The organism is Streptomyces chattanoogensis (genome assembly GCF_001294335.1).
Lineage (GTDB): Bacteria > Actinomycetota > Actinomycetes > Streptomycetales > Streptomycetaceae > Streptomyces > Streptomyces chattanoogensis.
This window is the reverse complement of sequence record NZ_LGKG01000207.1, coordinates 280,407-297,372: the sequence shown is the minus strand read 5'-3', so window position 1 is coordinate 297,372 and position 16,966 is coordinate 280,407. Positions and strand designations below refer to the sequence as shown.

Sequence of the window (16,966 nt, the reverse complement as noted above, 5' to 3'; positions counted from 1 at the left end):
AGGGAACGGCCGGCGGTCTCCGTCGAGGACGCCGAGGACATCGAGGACGGAGGGCCACCGGCCGGCCGTCACGAGACGGGACGCGGGTTTGTGGGACGTGGGACGTCCCACGGGCCGTTAATCGGTGGGGTAGATGTCTCCGCTGCGCAGGAGGCTTTCCTGCTCGGTCTGGCTCTGCAGCTTGCGTGCCTTCTCCTGCAGGCGCTGCCGTTCCTTGGGATCCGTGGCCTTCTCGGCGGCCTCGGTCAGCTGCTGGGCCTTCTCACGCATCTGCTGAAGACGCTCACGCGCTTCATCCTTGGGGCCCATGATCACTCCTTGGTGGGTGGCGGAAAGTCCCCGTATCCCAGCCAACCAGGCTCCGTGGCGCACGGCATGTCGAAGCGTGGCCCTTGGTGACCGGGCCGTCACCCGCCGGCCGGCCACCCCTGCCGACGGGCCAGTTCCGCGCAGACGTCGAGGAACCGGGGCACGGCCGGATGCGGGTGATCCGCCCGCCAGACGGCATCGAGGCACAGGCCGGGCCGCGGCTCCGACAGCGGCACCAGCGTGATGCCGCGCGGGAGCTGGTGGGCGAGCGACGCCACGACGAGGTTGACGCCGCGCCCGGCGGCGATACCGGCCCAGGCATTGGAGCCCGAGGCGGTGTCGTCCAGCGCAGGCTCGAACCCCGCGCCCCGGCAGGCCCCCACCACGGCGTCGAAATAGCCCGGCGCCATCTCCCGCGGCCACAGCTGGAAGGTCTCGTCCCTGAGCCGTACGAGATCCACGGCCGGCAGCCCGGCGAGCGGATGGCCGTCGGGGACCGCGGCCATCAGCTCCTCCCGCCGGACAGTTCGCCGCAGGATCCCCTTCGGATAAGAGGTCATCGGCGCGAGGGCGACATCGCAGCGCTCCTCCCGCAGCGTCCGGCACACATCCGCGGCAAAGATCTCCCGGGTCTCCATCTTCAGCTTCGGAAACTCCTCCGCGAGCAGCGCGCCGAGCGCCGGAAGGGTCTCGTACACCGCGCTGACCGTATAGGCCACCCGCAGCCGCCCCACCTCCCCGGCCGCCACGGCCCGCGCATGCTGCGCCGCCCGCCCCGACGCGGCGAGGATTCGCCGGCAGTCGGCCAGATACGCGGCACCGGCCGCGGTGAGCTCGACCCGGCGCGAGGTCCGCTCCAGCAGCCGCACGCCCAGGATGTCTTCGAGCGCCTTGATCTGCTGGCTGAGCGCCTGCTGGGCGACATAGACATCGTCCGCGGCGCGGGTGAAGCTGCGCCGCTCGGCCACCGCCACGAAGTACCGCATCTGCCGCAGCTCGGGTTCCATACGACCGCATCGTACGGGCGGCGGGTCCCGCCGTCGACAACCCCCGCTTGTGGGTCGACAACAAGCTGCGCTTGTTGATCAGCGGTGCCGCTCGTAGCGTGGAAGCGGCGGGGAACGCATGCGGGAACACCTGCGGAGAACACCGTGGCGCATGTCGAACCACCCCTCACACACACGTCAACCGGCCTTGGGGGACTGATGATTCTGGTGACGGGCGCGACCGGCACCGTCGGGCGGCCGCTGGTGCGCGCACTGCGCGACCGCGGTGCGGCGGTCCGCGCGCTGGTACGTGACACGGGCGGGCTGCCCGCCGAGTGGGACGACCGGGTGCACCCGGTGATCGCGGATCTGAACGACGCCGGGTCGCTGGCCCCGGCCCTGGACGGCATCGACGCCGTCTACCTCCTCACCCCGGTCGACCCGGAAGCCGCGCAGCAGGCGCGCACGGTCATCGACGCGGCGGCGAAGGCCGGCCGCCCCCGGGTCGTCCTGCAGGCGGCGACCGGCGTGGGACGCCGGACGTCCCACGTCCGCTTCTTCGAGGCGCACGCCGCCGGTCTCGACCACGTCCGGGCCAGTGGGCTGCCCTGGACGGTGCTCGCCCCGAACGGCTTCCTGCAGAACTTCCTCGCCCTGGCACCGTCCCTGCGCTCCGGGACCCTGGCGCTTCCCACGGGGAAGGCCGCGGTCTCGTACGTGGACGCCCGCGATGTCGGCGAGGCCGCCGCCGAGGTGCTCACCACCGGCGGCCACGACGGCAGGATCTACGAACTCACCGGCCCCGAAGCCCTGACCCACGAAGAGATCGCCGGGCTGATCGGCGCGGTGCTCGGCCGCGAAATCATCTACCGCGCCACGACACCCGGCCGGGCCCGCGCCGCCCTGCTCGACGCCGGGCTGGACGAGTGGCGGGCGAGCGGACTCGTCGAGCTGTACGGCATGTACGCGGCGGGCGAGGCGGCCACGGTCACCGAGGAGATCCCCCGCCTGCTCGGCCGCCCGGCCCGTTCCCTGACCGCATTCCTCACCGAACACGCCCCGGCACTGCGCGCCACACCGCCGACGTCCCAGCCGCCGACTTCCCAGGAGCGCCCCGCATGACCGTCGAGTACATCCGCTACCGCATCAGCGACCCGGAGCGGCGCGCCGCCTTCGAGAAGGTGTACGCGGCCGCCGCCGAACAGCTCGACGCGGCGCCGCAGTGTCTGGGCTACGACCTGGCACACGGCGTCGAGGAGCCCGACCGCTACATCCTGCGCATCGTATGGACCTCGGTGGAGGACCATCTCCAGGGCTTCCGCGGCGGTCCGCACTTCGGGCCGTTCCTCGACCGTGTACGGCCGTACATCGAGGACATCGAGGAGATGAGGCACTACGCGGGCACCGCGGTGTCGTCGGAACGGCGGGCCGCGACCCTGTACGAGGCCGTCGGCGGCACTCCCGCCCTCCGCCGCCTCAGCGACACCTTCTACGAGGCGGTCCTCGCCGACCCCGTGCTGGCACCCGTCTTCGCACACTTCACCCCCGAGCACCGCGAACACGTCGCCGTCTGGCTCGCCGAGGTCTTCGGCGGCCCGGCCGGCTTCACCGCCGGACTCGGCGGCCACCAGGGGCTGTTGCGCAGCCACCTGGGTCTTGCCATCACCGACCGGCAGCGCTCCCGCTGGCTGGAGCTGATGTCCCGGGCCGTGGACAAGGAGCTGCCGCCCGATCCGGCGCTCCGGCGCCGGGTCATGGAGTACTTCGACTGGGGCACCCGTATCGCCCAGGACGTCTCCCGGCAGTCTCCCGGCACGGACCTGGGCGACCCCGGTCCGACGCCGCGGTGGGGGTGGGGCGAGGGCGACGCGAAGGGGGGCGAGGGGGAGTCACGGCCGCCGCAGTGACACACACCACCCGGCCGGGGGCCGTTCCCGGGCATAGGGTCGGACTCTGTGACGTCGAACCCCTTCTTCGAGCCGAGTGAACTTCCCTACGAGCTGCCGCCGTTCGCCCGCATCCGGCACGAGCACTTCCGGCCGGCCTTCGAGCGCGGTATGGCCGAGCAGCAGGCCGAGGTGGCGGCGATCGGTGCCGGTCCCGAGCCCGCCACCTTCGAGAACACCGTCGAGGCCCTGGAGCGCAGCGGCGCGGTGCTGCGCCGGGTCCGCCGCGTCTTCGACAACAAGGCGAGCTCGGACACCGACGCCGCGTTCCAGGAGCTGGAGGCCGAGATCGCGCCCCGGCTGGCGGCCCACGACGACGCCCTGCTGCTCGACCCCGCCCTGTTCGCCCGCCTCGACGACCTCTTCGTGCGGCGCGGTCAACTCGGCCTGGACGACGAGCAGTTGCGGGTACTCGAACGTCACCACGCCCTTCGTGTACGGGCCGGAGCGCGGCTCACCCCCGAGGACCAGCAGCGGCTGCGCGAGCTGAACGCCGACATCGCCTCCCGCTGCATCGAGTTCCAGCAGAACCTGCGCGCGGCCACCGCCGGGGCCGCGCTGGTGCTGGACCGTGCCGAGGAGCTGGCCGGGCTGCCCGAGGACGAGATCGCGGCCGCCGCCGAGAACGCCCACGCCCGCGGCCACGACGGCAAGTTCGTGCTCAGCCTGAAGAACTTCTCCAGCCAGAGCGAGCTCGCCGCGCTGCACGACCCGGCACTGCGCGAGCGGCTGCTCGCCGCCTCGCTCGGGCGCGGCGTGGCCGACAACGGTCCGATCGCCGTCGCCGTGGCCGCCCTGCGCGCCGAGCGGGCCGCCCTGCTCGGGCACCCCAGCCATGCCGCCTGGGTGGTCGCCGACGGGACCGCCGGGACGACCGAGGCGGTCGAGGAGATGCTCCTCGGGCTGGTCGCCCCCGCGGTCGCGAACGCCGAACGCGAGGGCGCGGCGCTGGCCGAGGCGGCCGGAGCCGACGAGATCCGGGCGGCCGACTGGCAGTACTACTCCGAGCGGATCCGCAAGGAGCGGTTCGACGTCGATGGGGCCGCGCTGCGCCCGTATCTGGAGCTGGAGAAGGTGCTGTGGGACGGGGTGTTCCACGCCGCCGGACTGGTCTACGGGATCACCTTCACCGAGCGCCCCGACCTGGTCGCGCACCACCCGGACGCCCGGGTCTTCGAGGTGTACGAGGCCGACGGCAGCCCGCTCGGCCTCTACGTCGGCGACTTCCACGCCCGTCCGTCCAAGCGCGGCGGCGCCTGGATGGATGCCCTCGTACCGCAGTCCCGGCTCCTCGGCCACAAGCCGGTGGTCATCAACAACCTGAACATCGCCAAGCCGCCGGAGGGCGGGCCCGTCCTGCTGACGTGGGACGAGGTCACCACTCTCTTCCACGAGTTCGGCCATGCGCTGCACGGGCTGTTCTCCGACGTCCGCTACCCGCTGCTGTCGGGCACCCAGGTCCCCCGGGACTTCGTGGAGTTCCCCTCCCAGGTCAACGAGATGTGGGCGGACCGGCCCGAGGTGCTGCCCCGTTACGCCCGGCACCACGAAACCGGCGAGCCCATGCCGCCCGAGCTGCCGGCCCGGCTGCGCGAGGCGGAGAACTTCGGCATCGGCTTCCGGAATGTGGAGCACCTGGCCGCCGCGCTGCTCGACTGGGCCTGGCACACGCTGCCCGCCGACGGTGAACTGCCGGACGCGGACGGTGCCGAGGCCTTCGAGGCCGCCGCCCTGGAGCGCTACGGGATCGCCCTGCCCGCGATCCCGCCGCGCTACCGCACCGGCTACTTCGCCCATATCTTCGGCGGCGGCTATGCGGCCGGGTACTACGGCTACCGGTGGGCCGAGGTGCTGGACGCCGACACCGTGCGGTGGTTCCGCGAGAACGGCAAGACGGTACGGGAGAGCGGTGAGATCTTCCGCCGCGAACTGCTCGGCAGGGGCGGCAGCGTCGACCCCATGGCGGCATTCCGTGCCGTGGTCGGCCGCGACCCGGACATCGGGCCGCTGCTGGCCCGGCACGGGCTGGCGACCGGCTGAGCCGGCCCGTCCGGAGCGCGTTACACCACGCGCTCCGGGGACGGCCCTTCCTCCTCCGCTTCTTCGGGCAGCTTCACATCGCTCACCACGGTGTTGACTTCCACGACCTCGAACCCGGTCATCCGCTCGACGGCGGCGATCACGCTCTCCCGTACGGCACCGGCCACATCGGGAATGATCTCGCCGTACTCGACGATGAGATCCAGATCGACCGCCGCCTGCTTCTCACCGACCTCGACCTTCACCCCGTGAACGGTCGTGGCCGGCCCGCCCGGGACGCGTTTGCGCAGCGCCCCGACGGATCTGGCGAGTCCGCTGCCCAGCGCATGCACGCCGGGTACCTCCTCGGCGGCGAGGTAGGCGATCTTCGCGACCACGGTGTCCGCGATGGTCGTCCTGCCGCGCGTTGTGGGGTCCGTCATGGCGTATCACTCTCCTCCTTCTTCGCCCGGCCGACGGCCAGCGCTTTGCCCGGCCAACGGCTAGCGGCGGAAACGCAGCAGATCCTGGTCCTCTTCGGGCACCAGCGGGGAGACGTCGACACCGGCGTCCTCGCCGAGATCCCGCAGCGCCATCACGCACGCGACCTGAATACTGCGGTCGGCATCCGTCACATGACGTATGAGCAATTCGACGGCGCCCGGGTCATCCTCCGCGGCCAGCCGCGTCAGCCCTTCGACGGCGGTGGTTCTGATGGTGATTTCCTCCCCGACCGTGGAATAGGGGTGCGCGAATTCGACGGTGCGCTCCGGCGGTATGGGAGTGGTCAGAACGGCCTCGAAGACATCCGTGGCGGTCGACAGGCGCAGGTCGGTGAGGACTTGGACGACGCCCCAGCGGTCGGGATAGGCGCATTCCGGCAGGGTTTCCCAGCCGCGCCGCAGGACCGCGGTGACGGCCTCGTCGGGATAGCCGTGCAAGGTGTCGAGTGCCCGCTGATATCCCTCCGCGGCGTACTCGGCTGTGTCACTCACGGCACCCACGGCACGCATGGCGTCGCGGACCGCCGCGCCAAGGCCGCCGCATTCGGCGGCGAAACTCCATTGCTGTCCGTATTCCATGGCCATGCAGTTGCCGTCCCTTCGAGCAGGGGAGTGTTCGAGAGGGGGGGGTGGGGGACCTGGTGCGGTCAGCGGCCGGTAATCGGGCCGGTAATGCCGGGACGGGGTGCCTTTCCGCGGGTTCCGCGGACATGGCCCGTCAGCGCATACCCATCCATGCTTCGCGCCCCGGCCCGCATCCGCAACCGCAGCCGCCTCCGGCCGGGATGCTCCGATCGGGTGCCGGGCTCGGCCGCGCCCCTCAGACACGGCCGTGGGAGCGCTGCGCGCGCCGGGACAGCGAGTCGATGACGACGGCGAGGAGCAGCACACCACCGGTGATCATGAACTGGACGGCGGTCTGGATGCCCATCAGGGCCACTCCGGAGGCGATCGACTGGATGACCAGCACGCCGAGCAGCGCGGACCAGGTTCTGCCGCGCCCGCCGAACATGCTGGTGCCGCCGATGACCGCCGCGGCGATGGCGTCCATCAGGAGGTTGCCCGAGCCCGAGGTCTGGGTGGCCGAGGTGACGCGGGAGGCGAGGAACAGGCCGCCGATCGCGGCCATCGTGCCGGAGATCATGAACACCGAGATCTGCACCAGCGCGACATTGAGCCCGGTCCGGCGGGCGGCCTCGACGCTGCCGCCGAGGGCGAAGATCATCCGTCCGTAGCGGGTACGGCGCAGCACGTGATCGAGTCCTACCAGGAAGACGAGGAAGATCAGCAGGGCCAGCGGCAGGCCCTGGAACTGGTTGAGCACCGCGGCCGCGGCCAGGGAGACCGCCGCCAGCACACCGGTGCGCAGCGCGATCTCGCCCATCGGCCTGGCCGGCACTCCCGCGGCCCGGCGGCGCCGCACGTCCAGGTAGGAGGCGAGGAAGTAGCCGGCGGTGCCGAGCACGGCCAGGCCGTAGGCCGCGGCGACATGGGTGAAGTAGAAGCCGGTCAGCTGCGCGACCAGGCCCTTGTCGTCGATGTTGATGGTGCCGCTGGCGCCCAGGATGTAGAGCATCAGGCCGTACCAGCCCAGCAGACCGGCGAGGGTGACCACGAACGCGGGCACCCCGACCTTGGCGAAGAAGAATCCCTGGACGGCCCCGATCAGCGTGCCGCCGAGCACCGCCAGCAGCAGCGCGAAGCCTTCCGGCATGCCCTGGTTGATGTTCAGCACCGCGAAGGCGGCCGCCGCCAGGCCGCTCACCGAGCCGACCGACAGATCGATCTCGCCGAGCAGCAGCACGAAGACGACGCCCGTCGAGATCATGCCGATGCCGACGATGTCCACGCTCAGACTGGACAGATTGCGCGGTGAGAGGAAGTTGCTGTTGAGGCTCTCGAAGATGATCCACACCACGAGCAGGCCGAGAACGACGGGGACCGAGCCGAGCTCGCCGCTGTGGAATCTGCGTTTGAGGACCTGCCACGGGTTCTGCCCGCCGTGCCCGCGCGGGGGCCGGCCGTCCGCGCCGGCCGGCCGGTTCCTGCGCAGCGGCAGCGGCAGTGTCCATGGTCTGCTCATGTCTCCACCTCCCAGCCCGGTGTCGCACGGCGCGTCACGGCGTTGTCGGACGCACCGGTGATGGAGGCGATGATCTGCTCGTGGGACGTGGTCGTCACATCGAAGAAGCCGTTGTTGCGGCCCAGCCGCAGTACGGCGATCCAGTCCGCGACGGCCTTGATGTCCCCCATGTTGTGGCTGATCAGCAGCACGCCGTGGCCGCGTTCCCGCAGCTGCTCGACGAGGTCGAGGACCTGGGCGGTCTGCTCGATGCCCAGGGACGCGGTGGGCTCGTCGAGCAGGACGAGTTTGGGTTCGCCGAGAAGCGAGCGGGAGATCGCAACGGTCTGCCGCTGGCCGCCGGACAGCGAGGCGACCGGGAGGCGCACGCTCGGCAACCGGATGGCGAGGCTCTCCAGCAGCTGCAGGGTGCGGCGCTCCATCTCCACCTCGTCCAGGAGACCGCGCCGCTGAATCTCGCGGCCGAGGAAGACATTGCCGACCACATCGAGGTTGTCGCACAGCGCGAGGTCCTGGTAGACGGTGGCGATCCCCAGGTCCTGGGCCTCGTGCGGCCGGCCGATGTGCACCGGCCGGCCCTCCCACTCGATGACCCCCGCATCGGCGGGGTCGACCCCGGCGATCACCTTGACCAGCGTGGACTTGCCCGCGCCGTTGTCCCCCACGAGCGCGACGACCTGACCGCCGCGGATCTCCAGCTCGACGTCCGCGAGGGCATGGACGGCGCCGAACCGCTTGAAGATTCCGCGCAGCGCCAGCAAGGGCGGTGCTGACATGGGGTACCTGCCTTACCTGGTGAGCCCCGCCTTCGCGCAGGCTGCCGCGAATTTCGGCGTGCAGATCTGATCGATCGTGTACATCCCGTTCTTGATGACGGTGTCCTTGATGGTGTGCACGGTCACCGGGACGGGGGTGAGCAGCACCGCCGGGATGCCGCGTGTGGTGGGGCTGTCGACCTTGTGCGTGGCGATGCCGCCGAGCGTCTTGCCGCGGGCCAGCGCGACGGCCATGGTGGCGGCGCCGTCGGCCTCGGGCTTGAAGGGTTTGAGGACGGTCATGTACTGCTCGCCGACGAGGATGCGCTGAATGGCGGCGATCTCGGCGTCCTGGCCGGTGACCGGGGGCAGCGGATCGATCTTGGCGGCCTTCAGGGCGGAGATGATGCCGGCGGCCAGGCCGTCGTTGGCCGAGAGGACGCCGTCGATCCGGTCGGCACCCAGCGCCGCGATGGCGGCGGACATATTGGCGTTGGCGAACTCGGGGCGCCAGCCTGCGGTGTTGTACGCCTTGCCGATCCGCACCTTGCCCTGGAGGACGGACAGCGCGCCCTGCCTGAACCAGGCCGAGTTGGGGTCCGTCGCGGCGCCGTTCATCATGACGATCTGGCCGCCGTGCGCCTTCTTGCCGAGCGCCTTGAGCAGCGCCTCGCCCTGCAGCCGTCCGACCTTCGCGCCGTCGAAGGAGACATAGCCCGAGATGGGCCCTTCCGCGAGGCGGTCGTACGCGACGACCGGGATGCCCGCGCGGTGCGCGTTCTCGACCGGGGTGCGCATCGCTTTGGGGTCGTTGGCGTCGAGGATCAGTGCGTCCACCCGCTTGGTGATCATCGCGTCCATCTGCGCCTGCTGGGTGGCCACATCGTGCTGCGAATTCACGGCCTCCACCTTGCACTCGGGGCACAGCTCATGGATCTGCTTCTTGATCAGCGGCTTGTCGAAGTGACGGAAGCGCCAGTTGTCGTCCGGGAACAGCACCCCGATCCGCGGGGCGCCGCCGGAGGCGGGTCCGCCCGGCACATGCCCGCCGCCGGCCTCCCCGCAGGCCACCGGGCCGGCGAGCAGACACAGCCCGGCGAGGACGGCGGCCGTACCGCGCAGACGAGCGTTCACCTCGGGCAACCTCCTCACCCTTCCGCCGGGCCGCCGGCGCCGCCCCGGGCGATCCGTTCGCCGGGCTGCAGGCCGATCTCGCTCCACACCTGCTTGCCGCCGCTCAGCGGTACCGAGCCCCAGGCCACCGACATCGCCTCGACGAGCAGCAGCCCGCGGCCGCCGGTCGACTCCCAGTCCACGCTCACGGGTTTGACCGGGGCCCGCGGCGAGGCGTCGTTCACGGCGATCCGCAGCCGGTCCGCGGCCAGCGTCAGATCCAGCAGCACCTCGCCCTGGGTGTGCGCGATGGCATTGGTGACCAGCTCGGACACCACCAGCAGGGCGACGTCCATCTCCTCCGTCACCTGCCACGAGCGCAGCGTGCGCGCGGTGAACCGGCGGGCGTGCATCACCGCGTCCGGGAGTCGCCACACCGCCCAGCGGGCCCGGGTGGGGCGGACCCGCATCCCGTCGTAGCGCAGGACCAGCACCGCCACATCGTCGTGGCGGTGCTTCGCGCTGCCGAGCAGATCGTCCGCGACCCGCCCGGCATCGCCCGGATCGGCCGCGCCGAACACCTCGCGCACCCTGCGCAGCCCGTGCTCGAGCGGGAGGTGCGCCGACTCCGCCAGCCCGTCGGTGAACAGGGCCAGTACGGTGCCGGGGGCCAGCCCCACCTCGGTCAGCGGGAATTCGCCGTCCGCGACCACCCCGAGCGGGGGCCCGCCGGCGATCGCCATCTCCTCGGTGCTGCCGTCGGGGTGCCGCAGCAACGGCGGCAGATGCCCGGCCCGGACGAACCAGGCGATGCCCTCCTCCATGTCCAGATCGACATAGCAGCAGGTGGCGAAGAGGTCCGTCTCCATGCCGACGAGCAGCCGGTTGGTGTGGGCGACCACCACATCGGGCGGGTGGCCCTCGACCGCGTACGCCCTGATCGCGGTGCGCATCTGGCCCATGATCGTGGCGGCGCCCGCGCTGTGCCCCTCCACATCACCGATGACCAGCGCGACATGGCCGTCCGAGAGCGGAATGACGTCGTACCAGTCGCCGCCGACCTCGAGCCCCACGGTGGCGGGCAGATAGCGGGCGGCGGCCACCCCGCCCGGCAGCTTCGGCAGTTTGCGGGGCAGCAGGCTGCGCTGGAGCATCGTGGTCAGCTCGTGCCCGGCGTCCAGCGCATGCGCACGGACCAGCGCCTGCCCGGCAAGACCCGCGGTCGCGGTCAGCAGCGAGCGTTCCTCGGGCCCGAACCGGTGCTCCTGCTCCCAGCCGACCAGGCACACCCCGACCATCCGGCCGTCGGCCGGCAGCGGCAGTACGGCGAGGCCGCCGGGGCCGATGCCGGCGAGACCGGGTTCGAGGGCGGCGCCCGGGGGCCACAGCGCCACATGCCCGGCCCGTAGCGCGGCCTCCAGCGTGGGCAGCCGGTGGCGGGCCGCGTCGGGCCATTCGGACCGCCACTCCGAGCGCCACTCCTCGGGCCAGGCACCGGGCTCCGGGGGATCGAGGACGGTGACCACGAACCGGTCGGCCTCCAGCTCGGCGACCGCCACCCGGCCGGCCGCCAGCGGCGCCCGCAGGGCCTCGACCACCACCCGGCTCACCTCCCGGATGGTGGTCGCCCCGGCCAGCGCCGCCGACAGCCGCCGCACAATGGCGACCTCGTCGGCGCTGGGCCGCAGATACGCGGCATCGGCGACCACGCCCAGCACCCGCTCGGGCGTGCCGTCGGCGGCGGCCGGCACCCGGCAGCGCAGGCTCAGCCAGCGCAGCTCGCCATTGTGCCGGCGGATACGGAAGGACAGCTGCTGGCCCGGCGAGGGCAGCCGGCCCGGCTCCACGATGGCCATCAGCGCCGGCACATCGTCCGGGGCGGTGCGCGCCAGCAGCGTCTCCACCCGCCCGTCGAACTCCTCCGGCGCGATGCCGAACAGCTCCAGCACCTGCGCATCCGCGTCGATCCGCCCGGTGCTCAGCCCGAGCGTGAACGCGCCGCCCCGCAGCGTGTCCAGCCCCGGCCCCAGCCGTCCCGCCCTCGGCGCCTGCGGCCGCCCGACCACCCGGACCGCCAGCGCCTCCAGCCCCGCCGCCACCTGCTCGGCATGCAGCTCCAGCAGGCTGCGCCGGTCGGGGCCGAAGGCGTCCGTGGCCTTGTCCACGACGACCAGGCAGCCCAGCCGCTGGGCATCGCCGCCCAGCGGCAGCACGCCCATCGGGGCGTTCGCTGCGCCTTCCGCCGGCCCCAGCCACAGCGTTCGCCCGGTGCGGAAGGCCGTGGCGATCGGGGAGTCGCCGGACAGCGCACAGCGCGCCGGCAGTCCGGAGGGGACACCGGCGCCTCCGACCGTCTCGGCCAGCTGGAGATCGCCGTCCCCTTCGGCCGGCACATAGACGGCGGTCAGCTCAGTCCCGGAAGACCCAAGGACCCGCGCGGTCACTGATCGCACCGCCTCCGTACGCGGGAAGCCGTCGTCGTAAGCCACGGTCGCCGTATCCGCCCTCGGGGCCGGGGTGTCCACCCCGGCCCCACCTAATCGGACATTTCGCCATTTATCGCCTCACTCCCATGGTGCGGCATCGGGGGAGCGGGGAGCTAGTCGGGAGCCCGCGCAAGCGGTCCACGGCATGTGCGGCGAAATGCCCGGCCGGCAGCGCGGCGAGGCCGGGGAACGCCCCGTACGACGCGGTCCGCGGCCGGGGGTGCCGATGTCGCGGGACCTCGTCCGCCGCAGGGGCCGACTCCAGGCGGATTGACGTCCCGTCAGCGAGGCCGGGCTCCGCACGATGAGGTACCGCCCCTTGGGCCGACGGCCGGCGATCAAGGCAATGGAACGGGATCAGCCGGGCACCAGGACGGCGGCCCCCTGCACCCGGTCGCCCGCCAGATCGGCCAGCGCCTCCGGAGCCCGGTCGAGCGGATACGGACTGACCGTGACCCGGATGCCGATCCGCGCCGCCGTCGCCAGGAACTCCCGGCCGTCCTCGCGCGTATTGGAGGTGACGCTGCGCAGATTCCGCTCGTAGAAGAGATGGCTCCGGTAGGTGAGCGGGGGGATGTCGCTGAGGTGAATACCGGCGACGGCCAGGGTGCCCGACCGGTCCAGGGCTTCCAGAGCCACCGGCACCAGGTCGCCGACCGGTGCGAAGAGGATGGCCGAGTCCAGCGGTTCGGGCGGCCGGCCGTAGGCGTCACCGGCCGAGGACGCGCCCAGCTCCAGGGCGAGTTGACGCGCCTGCGCGGACCGGGTCAGCACATGGACGGTGGCCCCCTCGGCCAGCGCGACCTGCGCGGCCAGATGCGCCGAGGCACCGAATCCGTAGATCCCCAGCCGCCCGCCGGGCGGCAGCGCACTGCGCCGCAGCGCCCGGTAGCCGATGATCCCCGCGCACAGCAGCGGCGCCAGCTCCGTGGCGCTCCGGTCGTCGGGGAGCGGATAGGCGTAATCCGCGGGCAGCAGGGCCGCATCGGCGAACCCGCCGTCCGTGTCCCACCCCGTGTAGCGGGACGCCGGGCAGAGGTTCTCCCGGCCCGCCCGGCAGTACCGGCAGCTGCCGCAGGTCCCCCGCAGCCAGGCCCCGCCGGCCCGGTCGCCGATGCGGAACCGCGTCACACCCGGCCCGGCCGCGACCACCCGCCCGACGATCTCGTGCCCCGGCACCGTCGACGGCCGGTGCGGCGGCAGATCCCCCTCCGCCAGATGCAGATCCGTACGGCACACCCCGCACGCCTCCACCCTCAGCAGCAGCTCGCCGTGCCCCGGTGCGGGAAGGGCACGCCGCACCGCCGCCAGCGGCCCGGACGCCACCGGACCGGGCCGCTCGACGGCCCAGCCGGACAGCGCATCGGGAACGTCCGGAGCGGAGGCGGCTGCCATGCCTCCAGCGTGGCGCCGGCGGGGTACGGCGGGCAAACGCTGCCCCGCCGCGGCAGCGGCCTGCCGCCGCCGGCCGCACCCACCCCTGTTGCGTACGCTGACCTGGCCGTCTCCCCGATGGCCGAAAGCTGTAGCGGTACGTCAGGAGCACCCGCATGGCCACCCCCGCCCCGCCCGCCTCCCCGGCCGGCACCTCGATGCGACATCGCCTGCGGGCGTGGATGCTGGAAGGCCTGGCGGACATCGCCAAGCATCAGCAGGGCGCACAGCCCCGGCCCGAGCCCGCCCACAAGGGGCAGCGATGGTGGCGGGTGATGTGCCTGACGGGTGTGGACTACTTCTCCACCCTCGGCTATCAGCCGGGCATCGCCGCCCTCGCCGCCGGTCTGCTGTCTGGAAGGGCAAGCTGTTCGTCCTGACGCTGCTGGGCTTCGCCGCCACCGACTTCCTCATCACCATCACCCTGTCGGCGGCCGACGCCTCCACCCACCTGGTGGAGAACCCGCACCTGACCAGCACCCTGCACCACCAGCAGGTGCTCATCACCCTCGTCCTGGTCGCCCTGCTCGGCGCGGTCTTCCTCAAGGGCTTCCTGGAAGCCGTCGGCGTGGCGGTCGCCCTGGTGGGCCTCTATCTCGCGCTGAACGCCGTCGTGGTCGTCGTCGGACTGTGGCACGTCGCCAGCGCCCCGCACGTCGTCACCGACTGGTCCCACGCCCTCACCGCCCAGCACGGCAACGTTGTCGCGATGGTCGGCGTGGCCCTGCTGGTCTTCCCGAAGCTTGCGCTGGGCCTGTCCGGCTTCGAGACCGGGGTCGCGGTCATGCCGCATGTCGAGGGAGACCCCGACGACACCGACGACCGCCCCGCGGGCCGGATCCGGGGCACGAAGAAGCTGCTCACCACCGCCGCCGTGATCATGAGCGTCTTCTTGATCATCACCAGCTTCATCACCACCCTGCTCATCCCGGCGGACGCCTTCAAGCCGGGCGGCGAGGCCAACGGGCGCGCCCTGGCCTACCTCGCCCACGCATACCTGGGCTCCGCCTTCGGCACCGTCTACGACATCTCCACCATCGCCATCCTCTGGTTCGCCGGCGCCTCCGCGATGGCCGGACTCCTCAACCTCATGCCGCGCTATCTCCCCCGCTACGGCATGGCGCCGCACTGGGCGCGCGCGGTACGTCCGATGGTGCTGGTCTTCACCCTCGTCGCGTTCCTGGTGACCTGGATCTTCGACGCCGACGTCGACGCCCAGGGCGGTGCCTACGCCACCGGCGTCCTCGTCCTGATCAGCTCCGCCGCCATCGCCGTGACCATCGCCGCCCGCCGCGCCCGCCAGCGCGGCTGGACCCTCGGCTTCGCCGCGATCTCTCTCGTCTTCCTCTACACCACCGTCGCGAACGTCATCGAGCGGCCGGACGGTGTGAAGATCGGCGCCTGCTTCATCGCCGGCATCATCCTGCTCTCGTTCCTCTCCCGCGTCGCCCGCGCCTTCGAACTGCGGGTGACCAGCGTGGTCCTCGACGACACCGCAGAACAGTTCATCCGCGACATCGCCCGGCGCGACGTCGACGGGCGCGGCATCCGCTTCATCGCCAACGAGCCCGACCAGCGAGACGTGGCCGAATACCGCGACAAGCTCCAGCAGATCCGCACCGACAACGACCTCCCGTCCGAGGACGACCTCGTCTTCGTCGAGGTCACCGTCGGCGACCCCTCCGAATTCGAGAGCGAGCTACGGGTCCGCGGCGAGGTCCTGCACGGCCGCTACCGCATCCTGTGCCTGGACAGCTCCACCATCTCCAACGCCCTCGCCGCGCTGCTCCTGCACGTACGGGACACCACCGGACAACGCCCGCACATCTACTTCGAATGGACCGAGGGCAGCCCCTTCGCGCAGTTCCTGCGCTTCTTCCTCTTCGGCCAGGGCGAAGTCGCCCCCGTCACCCGCGAGGTCCTGCGCGAGGCCGAACCCGACCGGGCCCGCCGCCCCCGCGTCCACGTCGGCTGACCGGATTCCGCCCGCACCCCTCCTACTTCTCAAGGCCCCCGCGCGCCGTCCGCCCGGCGAGGTAGGCGTCGACCTGCCCACGGTCGTAGCCCCGCCGCGCCAACTCGAAGGCGGGCGGGACCGTTGGCGGTTCGGCCCCGCCCAGGCGCTCGATATAGGCGTCGACCTGGGCGCGGTCGTAACCACGCCGCACTATGGAGAACCCGAGCGCGAACCCTTGGCCCGGTTCCTTTCCCCTACGCGACGAAAACATCGGCACGTACCCCTTTCTGTCAGCGGTGAGGCTACTCCCGCCCACCTTCGCGGGCCGCAGGGGGAACTCCGGGCGGGCCGTCAGGAGTTCATACGGCATGGATGCACGTCTGCGCAGAATCGCCGCCAAGCTCGCCCCCGTCCGCGATCTGCTCGGCCGAACCCACTCCATCCGTGAGGAGTCGCACCGCGTCCTCCTCGGCCCGCCGATGCCGGAGTCCCGCGTGGTGGCATTCGAGGAGCAGTACGGTATCCGCCTGCCGCCGTGTTACCGCAGTTTCCTCACCACGATCGGCAACGGCGGCATCGGCCCGGGCGCCGGCCTTCTGCACTTGGACGACTGGGACTACGTCGTCCTCGGCGCCCCCATCCGGCCCGACCACCTCAGCACGCCTTTCCCCCTCTCGCCCACCGACCCCGCACCGGGCCCCGACTGGTACCACGCGTTCGGTCCCGCCTGGCTCGACGACGATGACGCCGAGCCCTATCCCGGCACCATCGCGCTCACCACCCGAGGCTGCTCCCTCTACACCCTGCTCGTCGTCACCGGCCCCGCCCGCGGCCGCGTCGTCGACGTCAACCTCGAATTCGACGTGGATGCGCCCTCCTTCACCCACGACACCGACTTCCTGGACTGGTACGAGAGATGGCTGGACCAGACCGGCAACGGCATGCACAGCGCCCCACCCGACGTCGCTCTTCGGGACGACGAGCCCCCGATGGCCGCCATACTCCGTGATGCATCCGACCCCGCTCTACGGGAAGTTGCCGCACGGGGGCTGGGCCGCGCCCCGATCCTCACACCCGCCGTCCGGTCGCTGCTCGGCGCCGCCGCCGTCGGAGATCCCGCCCCCGAGGTGCGCCGGACAGCCGTGATCATGCTGGGCCGCCGCCCGACACCGTCCGACGACGACGTGCTCGTCCGCGCCCTGACGGATGCGTCCGCCGACGTCCGCGAGGCCGCACTGCAGGCCCTCGCCGGCCGAGGCAGCGCCCTGCAACAGACGGCCGGAAGTGATCGATCACCGGCCCGCGTCCGACTCGGGTCGCCCCCGCTGCCCGCCCGGAGCACCCTGGAGACGTAACCCGTAGCCGTGAACCGAGC

General features: G+C 71.9%; 14 protein-coding genes and 1 pseudogene. 5 read left to right on the top strand and 10 right to left on the bottom strand.

The annotated features are described in order from the left end of the window. Positions 1–117: 117 nt before the first annotated feature. Positions 118–309 (bottom strand): DUF6381 family protein, encoded by a 192-nt coding sequence (locus ADL29_RS39805; protein ID WP_053928339.1) that lies wholly within the window; start codon positions 307–309, stop codon positions 118–120. 98 nt (positions 310–407) lie between these two features. Beyond that, positions 408–1,316, bottom strand: coding sequence for a LysR family transcriptional regulator (locus ADL29_RS39800; protein WP_053928338.1), 909 nt, complete (start codon positions 1,314–1,316; stop codon positions 408–410). Between the two features lie 198 nt (positions 1,317–1,514). Between ADL29_RS39800 and ADL29_RS39795 the strand changes: the two genes are divergently transcribed. From ADL29_RS39795 to ADL29_RS39785, 3 genes are read left to right on the top strand one after another with little or no spacing between them, the layout of a single operon-like run. Next, positions 1,515–2,417, top strand: coding sequence for an SDR family oxidoreductase (locus ADL29_RS39795; RefSeq protein WP_053928337.1), 903 nt, complete (start codon positions 1,515–1,517; stop codon positions 2,415–2,417). Next, positions 2,414–3,202, top strand: coding sequence for a group II truncated hemoglobin (locus tag ADL29_RS39790; RefSeq protein ID WP_053928336.1), 789 nt, complete (start codon positions 2,414–2,416; stop codon positions 3,200–3,202). Before ADL29_RS39795 ends, ADL29_RS39790 begins: the two co-directional genes overlap by 4 nt. A 48-nt stretch (positions 3,203–3,250) precedes the next feature. Then, on the top strand, positions 3,251–5,281 hold the full coding sequence (locus tag ADL29_RS39785; protein WP_078971631.1) for a M3 family metallopeptidase: 2,031 nt from the start codon (positions 3,251–3,253) through the stop codon (positions 5,279–5,281). Between the two features lie 20 nt (positions 5,282–5,301). Here ADL29_RS39785 and ADL29_RS39780 read toward each other — a convergent pair whose 3' ends face one another. From ADL29_RS39780 to ADL29_RS39750, 7 genes are all read right to left on the bottom strand, one after another. Beyond that, positions 5,302–5,703, bottom strand: a complete 402-nt coding sequence (locus ADL29_RS39780) for an Asp23/Gls24 family envelope stress response protein (RefSeq protein WP_053928334.1) — start codon at positions 5,701–5,703, stop codon at positions 5,302–5,304. Between the two features lie 60 nt (positions 5,704–5,763). Next, positions 5,764–6,255: a HEAT repeat domain-containing protein gene (locus tag ADL29_RS39775; protein ID WP_157878693.1), complete on the bottom strand. Its 492-nt coding sequence runs from the start codon at positions 6,253–6,255 to the stop codon at positions 5,764–5,766. 328 nt (positions 6,256–6,583) lie between these two features. Next, positions 6,584–7,846, bottom strand: coding sequence for a sugar ABC transporter permease (locus ADL29_RS39770; protein WP_053928333.1), 1,263 nt, complete (start codon positions 7,844–7,846; stop codon positions 6,584–6,586). Further along, complete coding sequence (locus ADL29_RS39765; RefSeq protein WP_053928332.1) at positions 7,843–8,622, bottom strand: ATP-binding cassette domain-containing protein; 780 nt, start codon at positions 8,620–8,622, stop codon at positions 7,843–7,845. The genes ADL29_RS39770 and ADL29_RS39765 overlap by 4 nt, the downstream gene beginning before the upstream one ends. Before the next feature lie 12 nt (positions 8,623–8,634). Continuing rightward, positions 8,635–9,735 (bottom strand): sugar ABC transporter substrate-binding protein, encoded by a 1,101-nt coding sequence (locus tag ADL29_RS39760; RefSeq protein ID WP_053928331.1) that lies wholly within the window; start codon positions 9,733–9,735, stop codon positions 8,635–8,637. Between the two features lie 14 nt (positions 9,736–9,749). Then, entirely contained in the window at positions 9,750–12,203 is a 2,454-nt protein-coding gene (locus ADL29_RS39755) for a SpoIIE family protein phosphatase (protein WP_211274478.1), read from the bottom strand. Between the two features lie 354 nt (positions 12,204–12,557). Then, positions 12,558–13,595 carry a zinc-dependent alcohol dehydrogenase family protein gene (locus tag ADL29_RS39750; RefSeq protein ID WP_053928329.1) on the bottom strand — a complete coding sequence of 346 codons (1,038 nt, stop codon included), beginning with the start codon at positions 13,593–13,595 and terminating at the stop codon, positions 12,558–12,560. A 155-nt stretch (positions 13,596–13,750) separates the two neighbouring features. Here ADL29_RS39750 and ADL29_RS39745 point away from each other — a divergent pair. Further along, positions 13,751–15,609, top strand: a pseudogene (locus ADL29_RS39745) (APC family permease). 22 nt (positions 15,610–15,631) lie between these two features. Here the strand turns inward: ADL29_RS39745 and ADL29_RS43905 are convergent. Next, entirely contained in the window at positions 15,632–15,862 is a 231-nt protein-coding gene (locus ADL29_RS43905) for a DivIVA domain-containing protein (RefSeq protein WP_169795298.1), read from the bottom strand. Between the two features lie 97 nt (positions 15,863–15,959). Here ADL29_RS43905 and ADL29_RS39735 point away from each other — a divergent pair, with 97 nt between their 5' ends. Continuing rightward, the gene (locus tag ADL29_RS39735) at positions 15,960–16,946 is read left to right on the top strand and encodes an SMI1/KNR4 family protein (RefSeq protein WP_053928327.1); all 987 of its coding nucleotides are present in this window, start codon (positions 15,960–15,962) and stop codon (positions 16,944–16,946) included. Positions 16,947–16,966 lie beyond the last annotated feature (20 nt).